The 25,666-nt window shown below is 66.1% G+C and carries 23 protein-coding genes; 20 read left to right on the top strand and 3 right to left on the bottom strand.

Annotation, left to right across the window (positions count from 1 at the left end):
* Positions 1 to 58: 58 nt before the first annotated feature.
* From J2W23_RS24775 to J2W23_RS24725, 11 genes are all read left to right on the top strand, one after another.
* Positions 59 to 1,111, top strand: a complete 1,053-nt coding sequence (locus J2W23_RS24775; protein ID WP_307650632.1) for a sulfate ABC transporter substrate-binding protein — start codon at positions 59 to 61, stop codon at positions 1,109 to 1,111.
* Positions 1,112 to 1,203: 92 nt separating this feature from the next.
* Positions 1,204 to 1,788: an NADPH-dependent FMN reductase gene (gene ssuE, locus J2W23_RS24770; RefSeq protein ID WP_307650631.1), complete on the top strand. Its 585-nt coding sequence runs from the start codon at positions 1,204 to 1,206 to the stop codon at positions 1,786 to 1,788.
* Between the two features lie 172 nt (positions 1,789 to 1,960).
* A complete protein-coding gene (locus tag J2W23_RS24765; RefSeq protein WP_307650630.1) occupies positions 1,961 to 3,001 on the top strand; it encodes a sulfonate ABC transporter substrate-binding protein in 1,041 nt (346 codons plus the stop codon).
* 24 nt (positions 3,002 to 3,025) lie between these two features.
* The gene (locus J2W23_RS24760; RefSeq protein WP_307650629.1) at positions 3,026 to 3,988 is read left to right on the top strand and encodes a sulfonate ABC transporter substrate-binding protein; all 963 of its coding nucleotides are present in this window, start codon (positions 3,026 to 3,028) and stop codon (positions 3,986 to 3,988) included.
* A complete protein-coding gene (gene ssuD, locus J2W23_RS24755; protein ID WP_307650628.1) occupies positions 3,988 to 5,157 on the top strand; it encodes an FMNH2-dependent alkanesulfonate monooxygenase in 1,170 nt (389 codons plus the stop codon). Before J2W23_RS24760 ends, ssuD begins: the two co-directional genes overlap by 1 nt.
* A 13-nt stretch (positions 5,158 to 5,170) precedes the next feature.
* Positions 5,171 to 6,022: an aliphatic sulfonate ABC transporter permease SsuC gene (gene ssuC / locus J2W23_RS24750; RefSeq protein WP_176657208.1), complete on the top strand. Its 852-nt coding sequence runs from the start codon at positions 5,171 to 5,173 to the stop codon at positions 6,020 to 6,022.
* Between the two features lie 11 nt (positions 6,023 to 6,033).
* Positions 6,034 to 7,002 (top strand): aliphatic sulfonate ABC transporter substrate-binding protein, encoded by a 969-nt coding sequence (locus J2W23_RS24745; protein WP_307650627.1) that lies wholly within the window; start codon positions 6,034 to 6,036, stop codon positions 7,000 to 7,002.
* A gap of 4 nt (positions 7,003 to 7,006) precedes the next feature.
* Positions 7,007 to 7,849 carry an ATP-binding cassette domain-containing protein gene (locus tag J2W23_RS24740; protein WP_176657210.1) on the top strand — a complete coding sequence of 281 codons (843 nt, stop codon included), beginning with the start codon at positions 7,007 to 7,009 and terminating at the stop codon, positions 7,847 to 7,849.
* A gap of 34 nt (positions 7,850 to 7,883) precedes the next feature.
* Positions 7,884 to 9,170, top strand: a complete 1,287-nt coding sequence (locus J2W23_RS24735; RefSeq protein ID WP_307650626.1) for an O-acetylhomoserine aminocarboxypropyltransferase/cysteine synthase family protein — start codon at positions 7,884 to 7,886, stop codon at positions 9,168 to 9,170.
* Between the two features lie 23 nt (positions 9,171 to 9,193).
* Positions 9,194 to 9,790, top strand: a complete 597-nt coding sequence (locus tag J2W23_RS24730) for a malonic semialdehyde reductase (protein WP_307650625.1) — start codon at positions 9,194 to 9,196, stop codon at positions 9,788 to 9,790.
* Between the two features lie 50 nt (positions 9,791 to 9,840).
* Positions 9,841 to 10,056: a TOBE domain-containing protein gene (locus tag J2W23_RS24725; RefSeq protein WP_042579699.1), complete on the top strand. Its 216-nt coding sequence runs from the start codon at positions 9,841 to 9,843 to the stop codon at positions 10,054 to 10,056.
* Positions 10,057 to 10,114: 58 nt separating this feature from the next.
* Here J2W23_RS24725 and J2W23_RS24720 read toward each other — a convergent pair whose 3' ends face one another.
* Entirely contained in the window at positions 10,115 to 10,561 is a 447-nt protein-coding gene (locus J2W23_RS24720; RefSeq protein WP_176657213.1) for a hypothetical protein, read from the bottom strand.
* A 146-nt stretch (positions 10,562 to 10,707) separates the two neighbouring features.
* Here J2W23_RS24720 and J2W23_RS24715 point away from each other — a divergent pair, with 146 nt between their 5' ends.
* From J2W23_RS24715 to J2W23_RS24675, 9 genes are all read left to right on the top strand, one after another.
* A complete protein-coding gene (locus tag J2W23_RS24715; RefSeq protein ID WP_176657214.1) occupies positions 10,708 to 11,652 on the top strand; it encodes a TauD/TfdA dioxygenase family protein in 945 nt (314 codons plus the stop codon).
* 138 nt (positions 11,653 to 11,790) lie between these two features.
* Positions 11,791 to 12,279, top strand: a complete 489-nt coding sequence (locus J2W23_RS24710) for a rhodanese-like domain-containing protein (protein ID WP_307650624.1) — start codon at positions 11,791 to 11,793, stop codon at positions 12,277 to 12,279.
* A gap of 52 nt (positions 12,280 to 12,331) precedes the next feature.
* On the top strand, positions 12,332 to 13,246 hold the full coding sequence (gene epsC / locus J2W23_RS24705) for a serine O-acetyltransferase EpsC (RefSeq protein ID WP_176657216.1): 915 nt from the start codon (positions 12,332 to 12,334) through the stop codon (positions 13,244 to 13,246).
* Positions 13,243 to 13,512 carry a helix-turn-helix domain-containing protein gene (locus J2W23_RS24700; RefSeq protein WP_013541111.1) on the top strand — a complete coding sequence of 90 codons (270 nt, stop codon included), beginning with the start codon at positions 13,243 to 13,245 and terminating at the stop codon, positions 13,510 to 13,512. The genes epsC and J2W23_RS24700 overlap by 4 nt, the downstream gene beginning before the upstream one ends.
* A 78-nt stretch (positions 13,513 to 13,590) precedes the next feature.
* The gene (locus J2W23_RS24695; protein WP_042579703.1) at positions 13,591 to 14,523 is read left to right on the top strand and encodes a family 2A encapsulin nanocompartment shell protein; all 933 of its coding nucleotides are present in this window, start codon (positions 13,591 to 13,593) and stop codon (positions 14,521 to 14,523) included.
* A 63-nt stretch (positions 14,524 to 14,586) separates the two neighbouring features.
* A complete protein-coding gene (locus tag J2W23_RS24690) occupies positions 14,587 to 16,491 on the top strand; it encodes a family 2A encapsulin nanocompartment cargo protein cysteine desulfurase (protein ID WP_373423986.1) in 1,905 nt (634 codons plus the stop codon).
* 311 nt (positions 16,492 to 16,802) lie between these two features.
* The gene (locus J2W23_RS24685) at positions 16,803 to 19,316 is read left to right on the top strand and encodes a GH92 family glycosyl hydrolase (protein ID WP_307650622.1); all 2,514 of its coding nucleotides are present in this window, start codon (positions 16,803 to 16,805) and stop codon (positions 19,314 to 19,316) included.
* Between the two features lie 74 nt (positions 19,317 to 19,390).
* Positions 19,391 to 22,399, top strand: a complete 3,009-nt coding sequence (locus tag J2W23_RS24680) for a GH92 family glycosyl hydrolase (protein ID WP_307650621.1) — start codon at positions 19,391 to 19,393, stop codon at positions 22,397 to 22,399.
* Positions 22,400 to 22,472: 73 nt separating this feature from the next.
* Positions 22,473 to 23,831 (top strand): NAD(P)/FAD-dependent oxidoreductase, encoded by a 1,359-nt coding sequence (locus J2W23_RS24675; RefSeq protein ID WP_176657219.1) that lies wholly within the window; start codon positions 22,473 to 22,475, stop codon positions 23,829 to 23,831.
* A gap of 165 nt (positions 23,832 to 23,996) precedes the next feature.
* On the opposite strand, the gene J2W23_RS24670 is transcribed toward J2W23_RS24675, so the two are convergent.
* A complete protein-coding gene (locus J2W23_RS24670; protein WP_307650620.1) occupies positions 23,997 to 24,680 on the bottom strand; it encodes an aspartate/glutamate racemase family protein in 684 nt (227 codons plus the stop codon).
* A gap of 13 nt (positions 24,681 to 24,693) precedes the next feature.
* Positions 24,694 to 25,626, bottom strand: a complete 933-nt coding sequence (gene panE / locus J2W23_RS24665) for a 2-dehydropantoate 2-reductase (protein WP_307650619.1) — start codon at positions 25,624 to 25,626, stop codon at positions 24,694 to 24,696.
* Positions 25,627 to 25,666: the final 40 nt, after the last annotated feature.

Genomic DNA, 25,666 nt, shown 5'->3' with positions numbered 1-25,666 from the left:
TATATGTCGTATTGAGAATACGCAGCTTCATTGATATGCCTTTTTAGAGCAAGACACCATGAGCCTTCGCCGCGACTTTATCAAGCTTTCCCTGGGTGCCGGCGTGGCCGGCGCCATGGCCCTCTCGGCGTTGCCGACGTTCGCCCAGCAAGGCGCGGCCGCCGCCAAGGGGCCCGTGACGCTGCTGAACGTGTCGTACGACCCGACGCGCGAGCTCTACGTGGACTACAACCAGGCCTTCGCCAAGTACTGGAAGGCCAAGACCGGCCAGGATGTCACCGTCAAGCAGTCGCACGGCGGCTCGGGCAAGCAGGCCCGCTCGATCATCGACGGCATCGATGCCGACGTGGCGACGCTGGCACTGGGTGGCGACATCGATGCGCTCGTTACCCACGGCGGCCTGGTCAAGGCCGACTGGCAGAAGCGCCTGCCGCTCAATTCGGCCCCCTACACCTCGACCATCGTGTTCCTGGTGAAGAAGGGCAACCCCAAGGGCCTGAAGGACTGGGACGACCTGGTCAAGCCCGGCGTGCAGGTGATCACCCCCAACCCCAAGACCTCGGGCGGCGCCCGCTGGAACTACCTGGCCGCCTGGGAATTCGCCAAGCGCAAGTACGGCGGCGATGCCAAGGCCAAGGAATACATCGGCAACCTGTTCAAGAATGTGCCCGTGCTGGACACCGGCGCGCGAGGCTCGACCATCACCTTCGTGCAGCGCGGCGTGGGCGACGTGCTGCTGGCCTGGGAAAACGAAGCCTTCCTGGCGCTGAAGGAATTCGGTCCGGACAAGTTCGAGATCGTCGTGCCGTCCATCTCCATCCTGGCCGAGCCCAGCGTGTCGGTGATCGACAAGGTCGTCGACAAGAAGGGCACACGCGCCGTGGCCGAGGAGTACCTGAAGTACCTGTACTCCGACGAAGGCCAGGACATCGCAGGCCGCAACTTCTACCGCCCGACGTCGGAGAAGGCCAAGGCCAAGTACGACAAGCAGTTCCCCAAGCTCACGCTGGTGACCATCGACCAGGCCTTCGGCGGCTGGGCGAAGGCCGACAAGGAGCACTTTGCAGACGGTGCCTCCTTCGACCAGATCTACACGACAAAACAAAAGTAACCCGCGCTGCCAGGCCGGCTCTCGGGGTGCCCATTTCGTGGGCGCCGTGACCCGGCACGCCCTGAATTTCCGAAGAAAACCGAAAGCCTCCAGTGTCCGTTCTCCTGATCGCCGGCAGCCCCTCGGCCCCGTCCCGCTCCACCGCCTTGCTGGAGGCCGTGGGCGACCGACTGGCCAAACGCCATGCCCGCATCGAACGGCTCTTTATCCGCGACTTGCCCGCGCAGGCGCTGCTGCTCGCCGAATGGACCCATCCGGCCATCGAACGCGCCATTGCGCAGGTGGCGGCGGCCCGCGTGATCGTGGTGGCCACGCCCGTCTACAAGGCGGCCTACAGCGGCGTGCTGAAGGTCTTTCTGGACCTGCTCGCGCAGAACGCGCTCAAGGGCAAGACCGTGTTGCCGCTGGCCACCGGCGGCAGCCCCCACCACATGCTTGCGCTCGACTACGCGCTGCGGCCCGTGCTGCAGTCGCTGGCGGCGCGCCACATCCTGCCGGGCGTCTACGCGAGCGACTCGCAGATCGCATTGACGCCCGAGAACGCCTACCAGGTGCACAACGACCTGGCCGAGCGACTCAACGAGGCCGTCGAGGTGCTTGCGACCGAAGGCCTGAAGCTGCCAGCGACACACGGCTTCGAGCCCGTGCCGTTCTCCCGCGTGCGATGTAGTGTTTGAGGGCTCGCCCCCAGGCTGCGCGCACTTCGTGTCGCTTCGCCAACCCCCTACCGGGGGCAACACCTGAGGCCCGGCAAAGCCGGTTCCTCGGTGTTTCTCGAAAGACTCCAAAGCTGCCTGTTGGCCGCTGAGGGATAGCTTTGTCCGAAGTTTTGCACCAAGGAACTCCCGCATGAACCCCGTTGCCACCGAAGACTCCGCGTTCGACGCACCGCCCCGCTCGATCTGGCAGGCCTTGCGCGATCTCGCCATCAGCACCGTCGTGGTTGCCGCCATCGCGCTGATCGTGAGCTTCATTTCCGTCGCCTCGGCGCATGCCCAGGGCAAGCCCAAGGGCGAGCTGCGCATCGGCTATCAGAAATCCGCCAGCCTCTTCGTGCTGCAGAAGGCGCAGGGCACGCTCGAGAAGAAGCTCGCGCCGCTGGGCTTTGGAGTGAAGTGGGTCGAGTTTCCGGCCGGCCCGCAGCTGCTCGAAGGCCTGAACGTCGGCGCGGTCGACGTGGGCTATGTCGGCGAGGCGCCACCCATCTTCGCGCAGGCCGCGGGGGCCAAGTTCGTCTACTTCGGCTACGACCCGGCGGCGCCGCGCGCCGAGGCGATCCTGGTCACGAAAGATTCGCCCATCAGGTCCGTCGCCGACCTGAAGGGCAAGAAGGTCGCGCTCAACAAGGGCAGCAACGTGCACTACCTGCTCGTGAAGCAGCTAGAGAAGAACGGCCTGAAGCTCTCCGACATCCAGCCCGTGTACCTCGCGCCGGCCGACGGCCGCGCCGCCTTCGAGAGCAGGAACGTCGATGCGTGGGTGATCTGGGATCCGTTCCAGGCCGCTGCCGAAAAAGCCACCGGCGCCCGTGTGCTGGCGGATGGCACGGGTGGCACCACCGACGTGGTCAACAACTACCAGTTCTACCTGGGCGAGCGCGGCTTCGTGAAGAACAACCCGAAGGTCATCGACGCGCTCTTCGCCGATTCGGTGGAGCAGGGCATCTGGCTCAAGAAGAACCTGCGCCAGGCGGCCGAGCAGATCGCGCCGCTGCAGGGCCTGCCGGTCGACGTGGTCGAGCTGGCGCTGCGCCGCTACGAGTTCAACGTGAAGCCGATCACGCCCGCCGTGGCGGCCGGCCAGCAGCAGATCGCCGACACCTTCTTCGCGCTGAAGCTCATTCCCAAGCCCATCAAGGTCAGCGACGCCGTCGTCGCGGCCCAGCCCTGAACCTCATTTTTCGAGCACCACGCCATGACCCGCATCTCCATTCCCCGACGACGCCTGATCCAGGGCGCCGCAGCCGCCGCAGCCATCGCGCTGCCTTCGTTCGCCGCGCTGGCCCAGGCGCCCGCACGCCAATTCCGCATCGGCAACCAGAAGGGCACGCTCAACATCCTCAAGGGCCGCGGCACGCTCGAGAAGCGGCTTGCGCCGCTGGGCGTCACGGTCAAGTGGACCGAGTTCACGGCCGGCCCGGTGCAGCTCGAAGCGCTCAATGTCGGCTCGATCGACTTCGGCGATGTCGGCGAAGCGCCGCCCATCTTCGCGCAGGCCGCCGGTGCGCCGCTGGCCTACGTGGCCGCCACGCAGCACCGTCCGCAGGCCGAGGCCGTGCTGGTGCCCAAGGGCTCCGCCATCAAGACCGTTGCCGACCTCAAGGGCAAGAAGATCGCGCTCAACAAGGGCTCGAACGTCCACTACTTCATCGTCAAGCTGTTCGAGAAGCACGGCCTCTCGTATGCCGACCTGAACGTGGCTTTTCTGCCGCCGGCCGATGCACGCGCCGCCTTCGAAAAGGGCTCGGTCGATGCCTGGGTGATCTGGGACCCGTTCCTGGCCGCCGCGGAGAAGGCGCTCGATGCGCGCATCCTCGCCGACGCCACGGGCGTGGTGGGCAACCGGGCCTACTACTTCTCGTCGCTCGACTACGTGGCGAAGAATGCCGACGTGATCGCCATCGCGGTCGAAGAGATCAACAAGATCGAAGCCTGGGGCTCCGCGAACAAGGGCGAACTCGCTGCCGAACTGGCTGCCTTGTGGGGCCTGCCCAAGCCGGTGGCCGATATCACCACGGCCCGCACGCCTTACGGCATCACACCGATCACCAAGGCCATCCTGGCCGAGCAGCAAAAGATCGCCGATACCTTCTTCGAACTCAAGCTGATCCCCAGGAAGATCAACGTGCTCGAAGCCGCCGGCGCGGGAGTCGCGTGATGCAGATCTTCTGGTTCCTCCCCACGCACGGCGACAGCCGCTACCTCGGCACGAGCGAAGGCGCGCGCCCCGTCGACCTGGCCTACCTGCAGCAGATCGCCGGCGCGGCCGACAACCTCGGCTACGAAGGTGTGCTGATTCCCACCGGCCGTTCTTGCGAAGACCCGTGGGTGATCGCCTCCAGCCTCATCGGCTCGACGAAGAAGCTCAAGTTCCTGGTCGCCGTGCGCCCGGGCCTGCACCAGCCGAGCCTGGCTGCGCGCATGGCCGCAACCTTCGACCGCCTCTCGGGCGGACGCCTGCTCGTGAACCTCGTGACCGGTGGTGACCAGGCCGAGCTCGAAGGCGACGGCGTGTACCTGGACCACGCATCGCGCTACGAGCAGTCGGCGGAATTCATCCGAATCTGGCGCGAGATCCTCGCGCGCAGCCACGACGGCCAGGGCTACGACTTCGAAGGCAGGCACCTGAGCGTGAAGGGGGCCAAGCTGCTGTATCCGCCGGTGCAGACGCCGTACCCACCCGTGTGGTTCGGCGGCTCGTCGGCTGCCGCGCACGACCTCGCGGCAGAGCAGGTCGATGCATACCTGACGTGGGGCGAGCCGCCGGCCGAAGTGTCGAAGAAGATCGCCGACGTGCGCGCCCGTGCCGAGAAGCAAGGCCGCCGTGTCGAGTTCGGCATTCGCCTGCACGTGATCGTGCGCGAGACCGAAGACGCCGCCTGGAAGGCCGCCGAGGAACTGATCAGCCGCGTGGACGACGACACCGTCATCCGCGCCCAGGCCGCCTTCGCGCGCATGGACTCCGAAGGCCAGCGCCGCATGGCCGCGCTGCATGCGGGTGGTGCGAAGCGCTCGCGCGCCGAGCTGGAAATTTCCCCGAACCTGTGGGCCGGCGTGGGGCTCGTGCGCGGCGGTGCCGGCACGGCGCTCGTGGGCGACGCCAAGACCGTCGCTGCGCGCATCGAGGAGTACGCGGCGCTCGGCCTCGACAAATTCATTCTTTCGGGCTACCCGCACCTCGAAGAGGCCTATCGCTTCGCCGAGTTGGTGTTCCCGCTGCTTTCGCGCAAGGCGCAGGCGCGGCTGGCCGGCGGTTCGTTGAGCGGTCCGTTCGGCGAGGTCGTCGCCAACCTCGACGCACCTTCGCGCCTCGTCTCGCAAAGCTGAACAAGGAATCCTCATGACTGAACAAGTGCAGGAGCTTCCTGTGGCTTCGACCGCTTCCGATGCCGCGACCGGCAACGCTTTCAAGGCCTTCGGCCTCAACGTCGCGGGCCGCCTCGTTCCCTGGCTCGTGCCGGTGGGGCTTATCGTGTTCTGGCAGATCGCCTCGTCGCTCGGCTGGCTGTCGACGCGCGTGCTGCCGGCACCGGTGGACGTGGTCAAGGCCGCGTGGTCTCTCACCGTGTCCGGCGAACTCTGGACGCATGTGAAGGTCAGTGCGGGCCGTGCGCTCGCGGGCCTGGCCATCGGTGGCGGCGCCGGACTGGCGCTGGGCCTGCTCACGGGCTCGGTGAAGTTCGCCGAGACGCTGCTCGACTCGACCATCCAGATGGTGCGCAACATCCCCGCGCTCGCGCTGATTCCGCTCGTCATCCTGTGGTTCGGCATCGATGAATCGGCCAAGCTGTTCCTGATCTCGGTGTCGGTGTTCTTTCCGATCTACCTCAACACCTTCCACGGCATCCGCAACGTCGATCCGCAACTGATCGAGATGGGCCGCACCTACGGCCTCAGCCGTTGGCAGTTGTACCGCGAGGTGATCCTGCCGGGCGCGCTGTCGTCGATCCTCGTGGGGCTGCGCTTCTCGCTGGGCCTCATGTGGGTGATCCTGATCGTGGCCGAGACCATCTCGGCGCAGGCCGGCATCGGGTACCTCACGATGAACGCCCGCGAGTTCCTGCAGACCGACATCGTGCTGGTGGGCATCCTCCTGTATGCGCTGCTCGGCAAGCTGGCCGACCTGTTCGCGCGCGGCCTGGAGCAATGGTGGCTGCGCTGGCATCCCGGCTACCAGAAGAAGCCGAAGTGAGGGCAGGGCAGATGAACAACCACTCCATTTCCCGCCGCGCGGTCATCGCCACGCTGGGTGCGCTCGGCGCCGGTGCCGTGTGGGCACAGGGCGTTGCGCCGCGACCCGTCGCCGTGCGCTTCGGCTACCAGAAGTCGTCGACGCTGACGGCGTTGCTGAAGGCCCAGGGCACGCTGGAGAAGCAGCTCGCGCCGCTCAACGCCACGCTGAGTTGGCACGAGTTCACCAGCGGCCTGCCGCTGCTCGAAGCGCTGAACCTGGACAACCTCGACATCAGCGCCGACGTGGCCGACACGGTGCCCGTGTTCGCACAGGCCGCTGGTGCCGAACTGACCTTCATCGCGCAGGAAGCGCCGTCGCCCGCTGCGCAGGCCATCGTCGTGCGCGAAGACTCGCCGATCAAGACCGTGGCCGACCTGAAGGGCAAGAAGGTCGGCTTCGCGAAGGCGGCCGGCGCGCATTACCTGCTGATCGCCGCACTGGAGAAGGCCGGGCTTTCGTTCAAGGACATCGTGCCCGCCTACCTCACGCCCGCAGACGGGCGCGCCGCTTTCGAGAAGGGCGCGATCGACGCATGGGTCGTGTGGGACCCGTTCCTCGCCGCGGCGCAGCACCAGTCGAAGGTGCGCGTGCTGGCCGACGGCGCAGGCATCGCGTCGTACCAGCGCTACTACCTTGCGAGCACCAAGTTCGCGAAGGCGCGGCCCGATGTGCTGCGCGTGGTCTACGCCGAACTCGAGAAGACCGGCAAGTGGGTCAAGCAGAACCCGAAGGAGGCCGCCGCGCTGCTGTCCCCGGTGTGGGGCCTGGACGCCGCCACCATCGAACAAGCCAACAGCCGCCGCAGCTACGCGGTGCGCCCGGTCGTGGCCGACGGCCTGACCGAGCAGCAGCGCATCGCCGATGCCTTCTTCGGCGAGAAGCTGCTGCCCCGAAAACTCAATGCGCTCGACGTCGCGCTGTTCAAACCCGGAGCCTGAAGCCATGAGTGCCGTTCTGAAAGACATCCAACCCCAGGCCCAGGCCATCGCTGGCGGCGTGCGCCTCGAAGCGCGCGGCCTGCACAAGCGCTACGGCACGCGGGACGTGCTGCGCAACACCAAGCTCACCATCGAGCCCGGCCAGTTCATCGCCATCGTGGGGCGCAGCGGTTGCGGCAAGAGCACGCTGCTGCGGCTGATTGCCGGCCTGGAAGAAGCGACCTCCGGTGGTCTCTACACCGATGGCAAGGCCGTGAACGGCCTGCACGACGACACCCGCATCATGTTTCAGGAGGCGCGCCTGCTGCCCTGGCGCCGCGTGCTCGACAACGTGACGCTGGGCCTGTCGAACGACGCCAAGCCGCGCGGCAAGGAAGTGCTCGCGCAGGTGGGTCTGGCCGACCGCGAGAACGAATGGCCGGCGCGCCTGTCGGGCGGACAGCGCCAGCGCGTGTCGCTCGCACGGGCGCTGGTGCACCACCCGCGCCTCCTGCTGCTGGACGAGCCGCTGGGCGCGCTCGACGCGCTCACCCGCATCGAGATGCACCGGCTCATCGAGAACCTCTGGCAGCGCCATCGCTTCACCGCCTTGCTGGTGACGCACGACGTGCAGGAAGCCGTGGCGCTGGCGGACCGCGTGATCCTGATCGAAGACGGCCGTATCGCGCTCGACGAAAACATCGCTCTCGCACGCCCGCGCTCGCAGGGCGACCCGGCCTTCGCGGCCATCGAAAAACGCATCCTCGACAGGGTGCTGCAAAAGCCCGGAACTCCCGAAGAGGCCGAAAGCAGCGCCGACGCCAGCTGGCTCGGAACACCCGCGCACGCACTGCGCTGGGCGATCTGAGTCTTCCTTCCTCTTTTCCCGAAAGGCAGTCCCCATGTCGCAGAACTGGAAATTCGAAACCCTGTCGGTGCACGCCGGCTACTCGCCCGAGCCGACCACCCGCGCCGTCGCGCCGCCGATCTACCAGACCGTGGCCTACGCCTTCGACAGCGCGCAGCACGGCGCAGACCTGTTCGACCTGAAGGTGCCGGGCAACATCTACACCCGCATCAACAACCCGACGCAGGACGTGCTGGAGCAGCGCGTGGCTGCGCTCGAAGGCGGCATCGCGGCGCTCGCGCTGGCCTCGGGCCAGGCGGCCGTGACCTATGCGATCCAGACCATCGCGGAAGCCGGCGACAACATCGTGAGCAGCACCGCGCTCTACGGGGGCACCTACAACCTCTTTGCGCACACGCTGCCGCAGTTCGGCATCACCACGCGCTTTGCGGACCACCGCGATCCGAGCAGCTTCGAAAAGCTCTTCGACGACAAGACCAAGGCGGTGTTCGTCGAGTCGCTCGGCAACCCCGCGGGCAACGTGACCGACATTGCGGCCATCGCCGAGATCGCCCACCGCCACGGCGTGCCGCTGATCGTGGACAACACCGTGCCTTCGCCGTACCTGAGCCGGCCCATCGCGCATGGCGCCGACATCGTGGTGCACTCGCTCACCAAGTACCTGGGCGGCCACGGCACCAGCATCGGCGGTGCCATCGTCGATTCGGGCAAGTTCCCGTGGGCCGAGCACAAGGCGCGCTTCAAGCGCCTGAACGAGCCCGACGTGAGTTATCACGGCGTGGTCTACACCGAGGCGCTGGGCCCGGCCGCGTATATCGGCCGTGCGCGCGTGGTGCCGCTGCGCAACACGGGCGCGGCCATCTCGCCGTTCAACGCCTTCCTGATCCTGCAGGGCATCGAGACGCTGGCGCTGCGCATGGACCGCATCAGCAGCAATGCGCTCAAGGTGGCGCAGCACTTGAAGGCGCACAAGGCCGTGAACTGGGTCAACTACGCAGCGCTCGAAGACCACCCGGACTACGCGTTGGCGCAGAAGTACTTCGGCGGCAAGTCCAGCGGCGTGCTGACTTTCGGCATCGGCAGCGGCCGTGAAGGCGGCGCGAAATTCCTCGATGCGTTGAAGCTCTTCACGCGGCTCGTGAACATCGGCGACGTGCGCTCGCTGGCGACGCACCCGGCTTCGACCACGCACCGGCAGTTGTCGCCCGAAGAACTGGCGAAGGCCGGGGTGACGGAAGACACGGTGCGGCTGTCGGTCGGCATCGAGCACATCGACGACCTGATCGCAGACCTCGACCTCGCGCTGGCCGCCGCGTCCTGAACGCTTCGACGGAACGTAAAGCCATGACAACACTCAACGCCATTCCCGAAGCGGCACTCGACCAGCTGTTCCGCAAGGCGCGCACCGTGCACGCCTTCAAGCCGGTGCCCGTCACCGACGAGCTGATCCACAAGCTCTACGACCTCGTGAAGTGGGGTCCGACCGCCTACAACGCGCAGCCCGGGCGCTATGTGTTCGTGCGCAGCGAGGAGGGCAAGGCGAAGCTCAAGCCCGCGGTTTCGTCAGGCAACACGGCGCAGACGCTGGCGGCCGGCGTGACGGTGATCGTGGCGCACGACACGCGTTTCTATGAGCACCTGCCTACGCAGTTCCCGGCCTACGACGCCAAGCCCTTCTTCGAGAAAAGCGCCGAGGCCGCACAGGCCACGGCCTTTCGCAACAGCAGCCTGCAGGGCGCCTATCTGATCCTGGCGGCGCGCTCGCTCGGCCTGGACGCCGGGCCGCAGTCGGGCTTCAACGCGGAGCTGGTCGACAAGGCCTTCTTCCCCGACGGCCGCTATCGGGCCAACTTCCTCGTGAATCTCGGCGTGGCCGATCACGCCGGCACCTTCGAGCGTGGGCCACGGCTCGCCTTCGACGACGTGGCGGAGATCGTCTGATCTCCTCATTCCTCATTGCTTCATTTATTCAACCTGAAAGAGAAACCATCATGTCCATCCAAGCCATCAACGTGCGCAACCAGTTCAAGGGCAAGGTCCGCGAAATCATCCGCGGCGACGTCGTCTCCGAAGTCGATGTCGAAACCGCCTGGGGCATCGTGACCTCGGTCATCACCACGCGCTCGATCGATGAGCTGCAACTGAAGGTCGGCTCCGACGTGGTCGCGCTCGTGAAGTCGACCGAGGTTTCGATCGCGAAGCTCTGAAGGACCCTCGGGCGATTGCGACCAACCCGGCGTCCTTGTGGCGCCGGGTTTTTTTACGTCACTGCAGCTTGGGCAAGAACGACGTTTCCATGTGATAGCGCTTCGGGTTGTTCCGATCGATGTAGACCGGAATCCATTCCTGCACGTAGTCCGTCGGATCGAACCAGAGGTTGGCGCTGCGGAACACGTGCAGCCGGTTGTTCGAGGTGTCGTGCCATCTGGCGACGATGCGGTAGGGGTGCTCGCCGTTCACCTCGAGGCTGCCATTGAGTTCGACCTCCTGGAACTCGGCCTCGATGAGCTGGCCGTTCTGGCGCAGGTCGGCTTCCTTCTGCGCGCTCCAGCGGCCGAAGGCGATGATGCCGCCGCCGATGCCCGCGAAGATCACGCCCATGATCGTCAGGGCGAGCTTGGCCTCGGGGTCCACGAAGATGGCGCCGACCAGGAGCAGGAGCCCGATGGCCAGGAAGAGCCACTTGATGAGGGTGATGACTTTGTGATCCATCGCGCGACTGTGCCTTTGTTTCGCGCAGGCCGATATAGCCAACATGGCTTAGTCGAATGGCGCATGAGGAGCTGCGAACAGCTTCCTTCCGGCCCGGGAAGGCGCCTCACAGAATCTTTGGAATCAACCCCAAAGAGGACCCTTCGATGAGCGCTGTTCTTTCTCCCCCGGCCGTTGCACAAGACAACGAACTCGACATCGTCCGGCAGGCCGGCCACATCGGCGCCGAGGTGCGCGGCGTGCGGCTCTCGGGCGAACTGCAGCCGGAGGTGTTCCGGTCGATCAAGGCAGCGCTCCTCAAGCACAAGGTGCTGTTCTTCCGCGGTCAGCAGCACCTGGACGATGCCCAGCAACAGGCTTTCGGCCGGCTCTGGGGCGAGCTGGTGCCGCACCCGACCGTGCCCTCGAGGGACGGCACCAAGCTGCTGGAGCTCGATTCGCGCCACGGCGGACGCGCCAATTCATGGCACACCGACGTGACCTTCGAGGTGGCTTACCCGCAGGTGTCGATCCTGCGTGCGGTCGTGATCCCGCCCTATGGCGGCGACACCGTCTGGGCCAACACCGTGGCCGCCTACGAGAGCCTGTCGGACGACCTGAAGGCGCTGGCCGATCGTCTCCGCGCGGTGCATGGCAACGACTACGACTACGCCGCCTCGCGGCAGCCCGCCGACCTGGCCGACGAGGGCGTGAAGCGCTACAAGGAGGTGTTCACCCGGCGCCTCCTCGAAGCCGAGCATCCGGTGGTGCGCGTGCACCCCGAGACCGGCGAGCGCAGCCTCGTGCTGGGCCACTTCGTGAAGCGGCTGCTCGGCCATTCGACTTATGACTCCAATCACTTGCTGAGCGTGCTGCAAAGCCATGTGCATCGCCTCGAGAACACGGTGCGTTGGCGCTGGACGCAGGGCGACGTCGCGATCTGGGACAACCGTGCCACGCAGCACTACGCGATCAACGACTACGGCGATCAGCACCGGGTGGTGCGCCGGGTGACAGTTGCGGGCGACGTGCCGTACGGCGTGGACGGTGCGAAGAGCGTCGACTTGACGGCGCCCGCCGTACGCGCGGCCGAAGCCGCAACCGCCTCATAGAACACACAACATCGCGCTATACAACGCCCGGTTGTTAGGAATCGACTTTTCAGTCGTTTGAGCTTCCGGACGGCGCTCCTAAAGTGGTGGTTATCGCCATCAAAGGCGAATTCCAACGCACAACAGGAGCCGCACAGCATGTCAGTGGAAGTTGAAGAACTCGCAGAAGTCGTCTTGCCCGAAGCACTTGAACAGGCGCGCGCCAAAGCCGCCGAGAACAACTGGCCCTATGCCGGCGGCGTGACGCCGACGGTGGCCTGGGACCTGGTCCAGAAGGGCCAGGCCGTGCTGGTCGACGTGCGCTCGGGCGAGGAACGCAAGTTCGTCGGCCATGTGCCCGAGAGCCTGCACGTGGCCTGGGCCACCGGCACCGCGCTCACCCGCAATCCCCGTTTCGTGCGCGAGCTCGAAGCCAAGCTCGCCAAGGAGGGCGGCAAGGACGCCGTCGCGCTGCTGCTGTGCCGCAGCGGCAAGCGCTCCGCGCTGGCCGCGGAGGCGGCCGCAAAGGCCGGCTTCACCCACGTTTTCAACGTGCTCGAAGGCTTCGAGGGCGAGATCGATGCGCATCAGCACCGCGGTGGTGCGGACGGTTGGCGATTCCACAAACTGCCCTGGGTGCAGGACTGAGTCATACCCGGCAGAAGAATTCGCACAAGACATTCAAGGGAGGAAAAAACACATGGCCCATTTCGAGGTAAGCGACATCGTGCGCGCGCTGCATGGCGTGCGTGACGAGTGGCGCGATTCACAACGGCGCTCGCGAGAGCCCGGGGCGCGCGAGTTTCCGTCGCGCGATGCGCTCACGCAGATCGTGGAGTCGCTGAAAGGCGCGCTCTTTCCGATGCGGCTCGGTCCGCCGGATCTGCGCCACGAGAGCGAAGACTTCTACGTCGGACACACGCTCGACGCCGCGTTGCAGGCGCTCCTGGTGCAGGCACGGCTGGAACTCAATTTCAATGCGCGCCTCGAGCCGCGCCCCGCGAGCGAGATCGACGACGCGGCCACCGAAGCCGTGCGCCAGTTCGCGAACGCACTGCCGGGCCTGCGCCGCCTGCTCGACAGCGACGTGCTAGCCGCCTACCAGGGCGACCCGGCCGCGCGTAGCGTCGACGAGGTGCTGCTGTGCTATCCGGGCGTGCTCGCGATGATCCATCACCGCCTCGCGCACGCGCTCTACAAGCTGGGCCTGCCGCTGCTCGCGCGCATCGTTGCCGAACTCGCGCACGGGCAGACGGGCATCGACATCCATCCCGGCGCGCAGATCGACGCGGGCTTCTTCATCGACCACGGCACGGGCGTCGTGATCGGCGAGACGGCGGTCATCGGCAAGCGCGTGCGGCTCTACCAGGCCGTGACGCTCGGGGCCAAGCGCTTTCCCACCGACACCGAGGGCAACCTGCAGAAGGGCCTGCCGCGGCATCCGGTGGTGGAGGACGACGTGGTCATCTATGCGGGCGCAACCATCCTCGGGCGCGTGACGCTGGGGAAAGGCGCCGTCATCGGCGGCAATGTGTGGATCACCGACGACGTGAAGCCGGGCGCGAGCGTGACCCAGGCCAGTTTGCAGAACGCACCGAAAGCGAGCGCACCATGAAAGCCTTTGTCGAAGATTTCGGCGTGACCGTGCGCCAGCTGCGCGAGGCGAACGGCTGGTCGCAGGAGCAGCTCGCAGAGCGCTCGGACCTCAATCGCTCGTATGTGGGCGAGGTCGAACGCGGCCGCGTGATTCCGTCGATCGTCACCGCGCAGAAGCTCGCGACCGCGCTCGGCATCAACATCGTGAACCTGCTCGCGCGCTGTGAGCAGCTGGAGCAATCGCGCCTTGCAAGGCGGATCAACTTGGCGGCTATAGCCTGTTGAGGGGAAACCCTTGGCGCCCGGACACTGGCGACCAGTTTCTTCTTATCCCCTGCCTACCTTTTCACGGAGCTTGAATACATGAGCGCAACAGTCGGTGGTACCACCGCCCTTGGCGACAACGCCGCACGCCAGCTAGCCAACGCCACCAAGACAGTTCCCCAGCTCGAGACCATCAGCCCGCGCTGGCTGACGCACCTCCTGCAATGGGTGCCGGTGGAAGCGGGCATCTACCGTGTCAACAAGGTCAAGAACCCCGAGTCGATCAAGGTCACCTGCACTTCGCGCGAAGAAGAAAACCAGCTGCCGCGCACCTTCGTGGATTACGAAGAAAACCCGCGCGAGCACTACCTCAATGCCGTGAGCACCGTGCTCGACGTGCACACCCGAATCTCCGACCTCTACAGCAGCCCGCACGACCAGATCAAGGAGCAGCTGCGCCTCACGATCGAGACGATCAAGGAGAACCAGGAGAGCGAGCTCATCAACAACCCCGACTACGGCCTGCTGGCCCAGGTGAGCGAAGAGCAGCGCATCTTCCCGCTGACTGGCGCGCCCACGCCTGACGACCTCGACGAACTGCTGACCAAGGTGTGGAAGGAGCCCGCGTTCTTCCTCACGCACCCGCTCGCCATTGCCGCTTTCGGCCGTGAGGCCACGCGCCGCGGCACGCCGCCGCCGACCGTGAGCCTCTTCGGTTCGCAATTCATCACCTGGCGCGGCATTCCGCTGATTCCGTCGAACAAGGTGCCGGTGGCCGATGGCAAGAGCAAGATCCTCCTGCTGCGCGTGGGCGACAAGCGCCAGGGCGTGGTGGGCCTGTTCCAGCCGGGCCTCTCGGGCGAACAGAGTCCGGGGCTGTCGGTGCGTTTCATGGGCATCAACAACCATGCGATTGCGTCGTACCTGATCTCCTTGTATTGCTCGCTCGCGGTGCTGACCACCGATGCGCTGGCGGTGCTCGACGACGTCGAGATCGGCAAGTACCACGACTATCCCGACACCTACAAGTAAGCCGCGGTGAGCACACCCACGACTCCGGGCGAGGCGCCGTTCGATCCGGCCATCCTCGCTCGCATGGCGAGCGCCATGTTCTCCGCGTTGCCGGGCACGGCACCTGCCTATTTGCCGGGCACGCCGCCGACCTCGTTGCCCGGCGTGGCGAGCGGGCTGGTGCCGGGCGCGCAGTTCCCGTCCAACATCGCACCGCCGGGCTCGCCCCTCGTGAGTCCCGCCGGCTTCGGACCCAGCGTGCCGGGCACGCCGATTCCGCAAGGGCAGATTCCGGGCGCCAACGTGCTGCCCGCATCGCCGACGCAATTGCCTTCTCTCGCGAACCGCGCGCCGGCCTTGCTGCCGCATGCGGTGGCGGGCAACGGCGTGCCGGACACGGTGTTCTCGGTCGCGCCGGCTTTCGAGCCGCGTTCGGGCGGCACGGTGCTCGGTGTGCCACAGCAGCTGGGCGCACCGGCATCGCCGCAGACGGCAGCATCGCCGTTCTACTTTCTGAACAACAGCTACGGGCATCCGACGGCCGGTGCCAGCGATGGCTTCGCGGTTCACGACCCGTTCGCGGGGCTGGCGGCGCCGGCCGCTCAACCCGCATTGCCACCTAGCCCGCCGTCTGCACCGGCAGGTCGCGACGCGCAGTTCTACTTCGTCGATGCGGTGCGCTTGCCCAGTGGCTTCGTCACGCCGGCCAAGCCGGACCCGCGCGGCCCTGACGCCGTGCCGCTCGCTGGCAGCGGCCAGCATCCGCCGTTCGACGTCAACGCCGTGCGCCGCGATTTCCCGATCCTGCAGGAGCGCGTCAACGGCAAGCAGCTCGTGTGGTTCGACAACGCGGCCACCACGCACAAGCCGCAGTCGGTCATCGACCGCATCGCGTACTTCTACGAACACGAGAACTCGAACATCCATCGCGCGGCGCATGAACTCGCTGCGCGTGCCACCGATGCGTACGAAGGCGCACGGGAGCGTGTGCGCAAGTTCATCAACGCACCCGAAGTCGAAGAGGTGATCTTCGTGCGCGGCACCACCGAGGCGATCAACCTCGTGGCCAAGAGCTGGGGCGGCCAGCACGTGGGCGAGGGCGACGAGATCATCGTCTCCAACCTCGAGCACCACGCCAACATCGTGCCTTGGCAGCAGCTTGCCGCCGCCAAGGGCGCGAAGCTGCGCGTGATCCCGGTGGACGACTCCGGCCAGGTGCTGCTCGACGAATACCGCAAGCTGCTGAACGATCGCACGAAGATCGTTACCGTCACGCAGGTCTCCAACGCGCTGGGCACGGTCGTGCCGGTGAAGGAGATCGTCGAGCTGGCCCATCGTGCCGGCGCCAAGGCGCTGGTCGATGGCGCGCAGTCGGTCTCGCACATGCGGGTGGACGTGCAGGACATCGGCGCCGACTTCTTCGTGTTCTCCGGCCACAAGGTGTTCGGCCCGACCGGCATCGGCGTGGTCTGGGGCAAACGCGAAGTGCTCGAAGACATGCCCCCGTGGCAGGGCGGCGGCAACATGATTGCCGATGTGACCTTCGAGAAGACCGTGTTCCAGCCGATCCCGAACAAGTTCGAGGCCGGTACCGGCAACATCGCCGATGCCGTTGGCCTGGGCGCCGCAATCGATTACGTCAACAAGGTCGGCATCGAGAACATCGCGCGCTACGAGCACGACCTGCTCGTGTACGGCATGCAGCAGCTCGGTGCGATCCCGGGCGTGCGACTGATCGGCACCGCGGCCGACAAGGCGAGCGTGATGTCCTTCGTGCTCGACGGCTACACCACCGAAGAGGTGGGCCATGCGCTGAACGACGAAGGCATCGCGGTGCGCACCGGTCACCACTGCGCGCAGCCGATCCTGCGGCGCTTCGGTGTCGAGACGACGGTGCGGCCGTCGCTCGCGTTCTACAACACCTTCGACGAGGTGGACCGCCTGGTGACGGTGGTGCGGCGTCTTGCCGGGCAGCGGCGCGCAGGTTGACCTGACCTGCGTTCTTCGACACGGCGGCCTTCGGGCCGCCGTTCTTTTTTGTTGCTCTGCCAACGCTGTGTTTCGTCCGGGAAATCACAAGCGCATTTGCACGAAGGCCGTACATACACTGCGGCCGTTTGGCGCCCGACCGTGGGCGATGTGCAAGCAGCAAGGGAGACAACGTGGAAAAGAAAAATGCAAGCAAGGGCGTCGTGACGGCATTGGCCGTCGCGTCCGTGTTGGTGGGTTGCGGCGGTGGCAGCTCGGGGGGCTTCGCAACGCCGACGTTACCGCCGACGGCAATCGATACGACAACGGGTGTGACACCGACGAGCACGACGCCGACCGGAACGACGCCGACCGGCACGACGCCGACCGGCACGACGCCGACCAGCACGACGCCGCCTGAAGTCGCGCCGGAGCAGCGGGTCGATATCGCGCTGACACCGTATGTGAACCTCTTCGTCGGAACGAAGATTTCCGACACCGGCAGCGGCCATTCCGGCAACGTCAACCCGGGTGCGCAGGCACCTTTCGGCATGGTGAGCTTCGGCCCCGATACGCGGGGCAGCGGACAGCCCTGGGGCTATGGCTCCGGCGGCTACTACTACGACGACACCAGCATCCGCTACTTCAGCATGACCCACCTCAACGGTCCCGGCTGCAGGGGGCAGGGCGCGGTGGCCATCCTGCCGAACAACGCGAGCGGTGGCATCCCTTCGGGCGGCCTGCGCTACACGAAGGCGAACCAGTCGGCCGCACCCGGCTACTACAAGGTGAAGTTCGACAACGGCATCACGAGCGAGCTGACCGCGACCACGCGCACCGGCATGGCGAAGATCAGCTATGCGGACAAGGACAAGGCCTACCTCGTCATCGATTCCGCCCGCAACAACCCCAACCAGGGATCCAGCCAGAGCCCGGGCGGCGTGCCCTATCCCGAGCTGACCGACATCGTGTTGAGCGCGGACCGCAAGTCGGTCTCCGGCAAGGCGGTCGCGAACGAGTTCTGCGGGGGCACGTGGAAGCAACCCGTCTATTACTACGCGACCTTCGACAAACCGCTGAAGGTCAGCTCCGCCATCGCGGGCAAGGCGGCGATCCTGCAGTTCGATCTGGCCGATGCGGACCTGGCGGTGCAGGTCAAGGTGGGGATCTCCTCGGTCAGCGTGGCCAACGCGCAGAAGAACCTCGAAGCAGAGAACGCGGACGGGTCGTTCGCCACGGTGCAGGCCGCGGCCGGGAAGAACTGGAACAGCCGGCTGAACGTGGTGCAGCTCGATCTCGCGAAGGAAGGCGAGCTCGACAAGCTCGATGCGAAGAAGAAGGACGCGGCCCTCGCGAACCTGAAGAAGTTCTACACGGCCCTCTACCGCGTCTACAGCGGCCCGACCGTGTACAGCGACGTCAACGGCGACTACCGCAGCATGAAGCAGGTCGACATCGCGCAGCCCAACAGCGTGTTGCCCGACCGCGCCATCGAGAACGTCGCCAGCTACAAGTTCAAGGTCGACGGCAAGGACGCGGGCTACAAGACCCACTACTCGGGCTTTTCGATGTGGGACACCTACCGCAGCCAGGCCCAGCTGCTCGCGCTGATCGCACCCGACGAAGCCAGCGAGATGATGCAGTCGCTGGTGGCCGACGCGCAGCAGTGCGGCGCCTTTCCGCACTGGGTGGACGGCAGCGAGGACACGGTGCCGATGAATGGCGACCATGCGCCGACAGTCGTGGCCGGCTCCTACCTGTTCGGCGCGAAGAAATTCGATCTGGCGAACGCGCGCAAATACATGCTGCAGTCGGTGGGTGACGCCAACAGCCGGTGCAACAACATCTATGCGATCGGCAAGGCGGGCGACAGCCGTGCCGACTACCTCCGCCTCGGCTGGATTCCGTCCGACAGGAACTATGACCATCCCTCGTCGACGACCCTCGAGGCGATCACCACGGACCGCTCGGTCGGCGCCTTCCTCGATGCGCTGCCCGATACGCGAGCAGCAGACCAGGGCGTGATCGCCAAGGTGTTCAACCGGGCCGGCAACTGGCAGAACATCTTCAACGACACCAGCAAGTCGCTGGCATCGAAAGCCGCCGACGGCACGTGGGACGGGGCGGGCGATTTCCATGAGTCGACCGAAGAGAACTACATCTGGACCTTCGCCCACGACTGGACCCGCCTCGCCGACAAGCTCGGCGGCAAGGACGGCGCCCTCAAGCGGCTCGGCCGGCTGTTCGTTCTGGACGACAAGAACCCGTTCACCGGCCGCGAACCCACCGGGCAGGACCTGAACGGCGGCGAACGCTCCAGCCGCTACTACATCGGCAACGAGCCGGCCTTCCAGACGCCATGGGCCTACAACTGGCTCGGCTCGGCGAAGTACGCGCAGTACATCATCCCGGTCATCCTGAAGAAGAACTTCTCCCTCGAGCCAGGCGGCCTGCCGGGCAACGACGACATGGGGGCGACCTCGGGCTGGTTCGTGTGGGCGGCGATGGGGCTCTACCCGGCGATTCCGTCGGCACCGGGCCTGGCCGTCTCGACACCGCAGTTCTCGGGCATGACCCTGTGGCTGGGCAACGGCAAGAAGCTGCGCATCGAAGCCGACCAGCAGGCGCTGCTCGACGACGTGCGCTACATCAGCGAGATGAAGTTCAACGGCACCGCCTACGCAGGTTCGTGGCTGCCGGTGGACAAGATCAAGGACGGTGGAACGCTGACCTACAAGCTGTCGCCGACGCCCACCGACTGGGCCTCCGATGCGGCGCTGACGCCGCCTTCGGGGCCTGCTGCGGACTACACCAAGGCGACCGCCTCGCTGGCATCGCCGGGCTGAGCATCGTCGCCAGGTCGAGCGGCACGGGCGCGGCTCTCGCGCCTTCTTCCATCAACGGTCAGGGAGACACGGTCATGAAGAACCAATGGGTGAGGGCGCTCGGCATTGCCCTGAGCGCAACTTCGCTGCTCGCCGGTTGTGGCGGCGGCGGTGGTGGCGGAACCGTGTTCTCGCTGCCCGCATTCCAGGGAGGCGGAGGTGGCGATACAGGCACGCCCGCGGTGCCACCGGTCGATACCGGAACGACGCCGCCCCCCTTCGGCGGGGGCGATGAGGTCTTCGTCAAGCAGGTGTTGACCGGCTACGTGAATCCCTTCGTCGGCACGGCGGATTCCGTGGTGCCCGCCGACGATCCCGTGCCTTCGGGTGCGCGCGGCGGCACTTTCCCGGGCGCGACCACGCCTTTCGGCATGGTGCAGTGGACCCCGATGACGCCCAGCGCCGGCGGCTCGGACAAGCCAGTGGGCTACATCTACAAGGAGAAGACCATCGTCGGCTTCCCGCTCACGCAGATGAGCGGTTCCGGTTGCAGCGGCAACGGGGGCGAGTTTCCGATCATGCCGACGTTCGACCCGGCCACGGTGGGCCCCAGATCGCCCGAAAACTTCGACCACAAGAACGAGGAAGCTTCGCCGGGCTACTACAAGGTCACGCTCAACGACGGCATCACCACGGAGCTGACCACGACCACCCGGACCGGTGCGGGCCGCTTCACCTTTCCGGCCCAGTCGGCGCTCGCGGCCGACAGGAAGACGCCATTCCTGGTGATCGACGCCACCCGTTCCAACCAGCAGGCGCGGACCACAGGCGTCATCGAGGCCGTGGGCAAGGATGCCTTGTGGGGATCCACGCGCGCCGTGCGCTTCTGCGCCTGGCAGAACAACAGCTTCGACATGCACGACGTGTACTTCTACGCCAAGTTCGACCGCGATATCACGGCCGACACCAAGACCAGCGGAAAGGCCGTTGTCAGTTTCGATGCCAGTGCCAGGCCGGCCGTGCTGATGAAGATCGGCTTGTCCTATGTGAGCAGGGAGAACGCACGCAAGAACCTCGAACAGGAAAACCCGGGCTGGGATTTCGATGGCGTGCGCAAGGCCGCATCGCAAGCCTGGAACGACCGGCTCAACGTCGTCCAGACGCGCGGGGGCACGGAAGCCGAGAAGCGCAAGTTCTACACCGCGCTCTACCACTCGCTGCTGTCTCCCAACATCAACAACGACGTGACGGGCGAATACAGGGGCTTCGACAGGCAGGTGCACCAGGTGGAAGCCGGCCGCACCCACTACATCAACTTCTCGAGCTGGGACACCTACCGCAGCCTGATTCCGATGACCGGCATGCTGTTCCCCAAAGAGACGGGGGACATGATGCAGTCGCTGGTCGTCGATGCCGACCAGTGCGGCGGCATACCGCGCTGGGGCACGGCCTCGACCGATGGCGCGATCATGCCGGGCGATTCCGGCGTGCCGAGCGTCGGGAGTGCCTATGCATTCGGCGCCACGAACTTCGATGCCAAAAAGGCGCTCGGCTACATGACGCTGGTCGGCAGCAAGACCGACCTGACGTGCAACGGCGGCGGATTGCGCGATGGCAAGGAGCGCATGAACGATTACCTCGTGCAGGGCTACTCGGCGATGGACAACGGCCATTGGGCCGGCGCGCTGACATTCGAATTTGCCGTGGCCGACTTTGCGACCGCTCAACTCGCGAAGGCGCTGGGCGATACGACGAACCACCAGATGTTCCTTGGTCGCTCGGCCAACTGGAAGAACCAGTTCAACACCGGCGCCAGGACGGTTCTGCCGCGCTGGCGCGACGGCAGCTGGAAGGCGCTGGATTCCGTCGCGGGAGGCGACGACATGGTGGAAGGCAACCCCGAGCAGTACACCTGGATGGCGGCCTACGACACGCGCGCCTTGTTCCATCTGGCTGGCGGCAACGGCGAAGTCGTCAAGCGGCTGGACAAGTTCTTTCAGAAACTCAACGCTGGAACGCATCTGCCGAACTACTACGCCGGCAACGAACCGAGCTTCAACACGCCGTGGCTCTACAACTGGGCCGGCGCGCCCTGGCGCACGCAGAAAGTAACGCGCGACGTGGTCAACACCGTGTTCTTCGATGAGCCGGGCGGCCTGCCGGGCAATGACGACCTGGGCGCGGTGTCGTCGTGGTACGCGTGGGCTGCCATGGGGCTGTACCCGGCGGTGCAATCGGTCGGCGGCCTGACCATCGGCAGCCCGATGTTCGACCAGGTGGTCATCCGCTGGGCCGATGGCACGAAGAAGCTCTCGCTCAACGCGACCGGCGCCGGCACCCACGCACCCTACATCCAGAGCTTGAAGCTGAATGGCCAGGCCATCGATACGCCCTGGGTGTCGCTGAAGGACCTCGGACAGGACTCGAAGCTGGACTTCGTGCTGGGAACCACCGAATCGCAGTGGGGAAAAGATTCCGCCCCGCGCATGCCGTCCTTCGGGCTCGATGGCTTCGACAGTCTCGGCGCAGCGCTGAACAACCGCGGCATCGGCACCGACGGCACGCCCACCGAGCGTGGTCTGGAGGGCTACACCTTCGACATGGGGGGCTGGAGCTATTCCGCGCAAGCCTTGGCCACGGCCGGCGCAGCGGCGGGTGGCACGGTGTCTTTCAACGGCATGGATTTCCAATGGCCCGATGGCAAGGCGGGCCTCGACAACATGGTCACGCAAGGGCAGACCATCACTTTTGCCGCACCGCAGGCCGCAGGGACGCTGGCACTGCTCGGCAGTGCCACAGGCGCCGCAGCGGCACCGACCGGCAAGTTGACCGTGACCTACGACGACGGCACTTCCGAGCGCTTCGACCTGCGCTTCGATGAATGGACTTTGGGTGGCGGAGGCACCCCGGTCGGCAGCTACAACAAGGTGGCACTGACCACGGACCATCGCGTCGGCAAGGATGGGAAGGTCGACGCCACCAAGGCCTATGTCTATTACTGGGATGCAGCGCTCGACCGGCGGCGCAAGGTCAGGAGCGTGACCTTGCCGTTCCAGACCGACAACGGCGGACTGCTGCACGTGTTCGCGATGGCGCTGAAGTAAAGCCGGCCGGAGGGGGCGCTCGACGAGGAGCGTTATGCTGTACATCGTCATCAATCAACGTTGTACCGCCTGAATGTCTTCGACCGAAGCCTCCCTTGCCAGCCCGCATGTCAACGAAGCGTCCTGCGACGTGCTCGTGATCGGCGGCGGCCCCGCCGGATCGACCGTTGCGGCGCTGCTGGCGCAGCAAGGCCGCAAGGTGGTGCTGCTGGAGAAGGCACACCACCCGCGCTTTCACATCGGCGAATCGCTGCTGCCGGCGAACGTCGAGCTCTTCGAGAGGCTCGGCGTGCGCGACCAGGTCGAGAAAATCGGCATGCCCAAGTTCGGCATCGAGTTCGTCTCGCCGGAGCATGAGCACCGCAGCTATGTCGAATTTGCCGAGGGCTGGGACAAGTCGCTCGACTCCGCCTGGCAGGTGCGCCGCTCGGAGCTCGACGAACTGCTGTTCCGCAACGCCGCCACGCGCGGCGCGGAGGCCATCGAAGGCTGCAAGGTGCGCGACGTGGCGTTCGATGCCGACGGAGCCACCGTCAAGGCCGAGATGGACGATGGCGCGAAGCGCAGCTGGCGCGCCCGCTTCGTGGTCGATGCCACCGGCCGCGACACGCTGCTGGCCAACAAATTCCGCTGCAAGGAAAAGAACCCCGACCACAACAGCACCGCCGTCTTCGGCCACTTCACCAACGCCGAGCGGCTCGAAGGCAAGAAGGAAGGCAACATCAGCATCTGCTGGTTTCCGCACGGCTGGTTCTGGTTCATTCCGCTGGCTGACGGCACCACCAGCGTGGGTGCGGTCTGCTGGCCGTATTACCTGAAGACGCGCGACAAGCCGCTGAAGGATTTCTTCTACGACACCATCGCGCTGTGCCCCGTGCTCGCGGACCGGCTGAAAAACGCCACGCTGGTGGACGACGCGGTGCACGCCACCGGCAACTTCTCGTACTCGAGCACGCACGCGACGGGCGACCGCTACCTCTTGCTGGGCGACGCCTTCACCTTCATCGACCCGATGTTTTCGTCAGGCGTGTACCTGGCGATGCACAGCGCCTTCGACGGCGCCGAACTCGTGGCCACCGCGCTGGACCAGCCGGCCGAACTGGCCGCTGCGCGCAAAGGCTTCGAGGCCATGATGCGCAAGGGCCCGCGCGAGTATTCGTGGTTCATCTACCGCGTGACCAACCCGACCATCCGCGACATGTTCATGTACCCGGGCAATCCGTTCCGGGTGAAGGAAGCGCTGATGTCGCTGCTGGCCGGCGACATCTACAAGGGCACGCCGATGTGGGGCGCGCTGCGGATGTTCAAGGTGCTGTACTACGGCATCTCGATCGCGAACTTCCGCCGCACCTGGGCGGGGTGGAAGCGGCATCGCTTCAACACGCGGGACATGGGGATGCTGAAGGGGGAGACGATCCTCAAGTCGGAGTAGTTCGCAGGGATCTGAATAGCAAAGTGAATAGATAAATCCAAATCCCTGCGGCCCTCATTGGGGATTTCCTCCCCGATGAATATCTATGTGAATAGATATTCGACCTTGTTGGCATCTCGCGCCAAGGCCGAAAATCGGCTCAGCGTTGCGGCTCCGGCCGCATGCTCATGCCCCGGCGGTCCACGCCGTCCCCGACGCCCGCAGCGTCGCCACCGCATGCGCAACGCCCAGCCCCGGGCTGCTGAGCACGTCGATCCCGAGGTCGGCGAGCAGCGGCGTCACCGGCGCCATCGAGGCCTGCGCCAGCACGACCACATCGGCCCTGCTGACCGCGCCGCGGATCGCCGTGGCCAGCGTCTCCACGTAGCGTCCGGTGTCGCCGGCCTGGAAATGCGCCCACGCCTCTTCGACGAGCAGCGCGCTCGGCCGCGTGCCAACGCCGGCCTGCGTCGCCGCCGAGAGGATCAGCGCCGTCGTCGGTTCCAGCGTGCTTGCGACGGCCGCGACGATCAGCACGCGCGGGCCGGTGCGCACCGCGCGGTCGGCCATGGCGCGGTCGATGCGCAGGGCCGAGAAGGCGCCGCCGGTGGCGGTTTTTTCCGCGATGCCGCCGATGGTCGAGCAGGTGCACACGACGACCGCGGCGCCGTCCGATGCCGCCTCGCGCATGGCTTCCTGCACGCGCCTGACCAGCGCCGCGTTGTCGACGCCCACGACGCGGGCATCGTCCAGCAGCTCTTCCATCACCAGATGGCGCACTTCCAGTTCGGGCGCCATCTCGTGGACCAGGCGCCCGAAGGTCTGCACATGCGACTTTGCCGTGTGGAGGAAGGCGAGCGCGTCGGCCATGTTGATGTCGGGTTCAGCCGGCTTCGCGGGCGCGGCGGGCCTCGTAGGCCTTGAGGTGGACGTACGCGGTGCGCAGCACCGTGGGCACGGGCGAACCGCTCCTGGGCGCGCGGCTGAGGAGATCGCCCACGATGTGGTCGGCCTCGACCGCCGCGCCGCGGACCATGTCCTTGTACATCGATGCCGTCATCGGCGAGCCGGCCGTCGTCACCACCGCGCGGCCGCGCTGGATGGCTGCGGGGCGCGGCGCGAAGCCGTTGTGCGCGGCGATGGCGCAGCATTCGTCGAAGATCGAGAGCGCCACGTCCTGGCCGCCGGCCGCGACGATATCGCCGATGGAGGCGCGCATCAGGCTCGTGAGGCCCGCCGCCGAGGCGATGAAGACCCACTTCTCCCACATGTCCTGCGCGATGGTCTCGCTCGCGGCGGCGTCGAATTTCGCGCCGGCGAACTGGGCCGCGATGGCATCGACGCGCGCCGAGCGTCCACCGGCGCGCTCGCCGTAGCTCAGGCCGTGCATGTCGTTCAGGTGCAGCACGCGGCCTTCGTCGTCCAGCGTGGCCGAGATCATGCAAAGGCCGCCGAGCACGCGCTCGTCGCCGAAGCGTTCGACCAGCCGGTCGATGTGCTTCATGCCATTGAGGAGCGGGAGGATCACGGTGTTGGGGCCGACCGCGGGCGCGAACGAATCCATCGTCGAGTCGAGGTCGTAGGCCTTGCTGCCGACGACGACCACGTCATAGGGGGCGTCGATGCTCTCGGCCAGCACGTGCTTCGGTGCGGGGAGTTCGAGGTTGCCGAAAGGGCTCTGCACCACGAGCCCGGTTTTCGCGAGCTGCGCAGCCCGGCGCGGACGAAGAAGAAAGGTCACGTCGCGCCCAGCTTCCAGCAAACGGCCGCCGAAATAACCACCGAGTGCACCGGCACCCACCACCAGGAATCTCATCGCGCATCGCTCCAGAAATCAAAAGGATCGGCAGCGATGA

This window comes from Variovorax boronicumulans (genome assembly GCF_030812215.1).
Taxonomy (GTDB): Bacteria; Pseudomonadota; Gammaproteobacteria; order Burkholderiales; family Burkholderiaceae_C; genus Variovorax; species Variovorax boronicumulans_C.
This window is presented reverse-complemented; position numbering and strand designations above follow the sequence as displayed.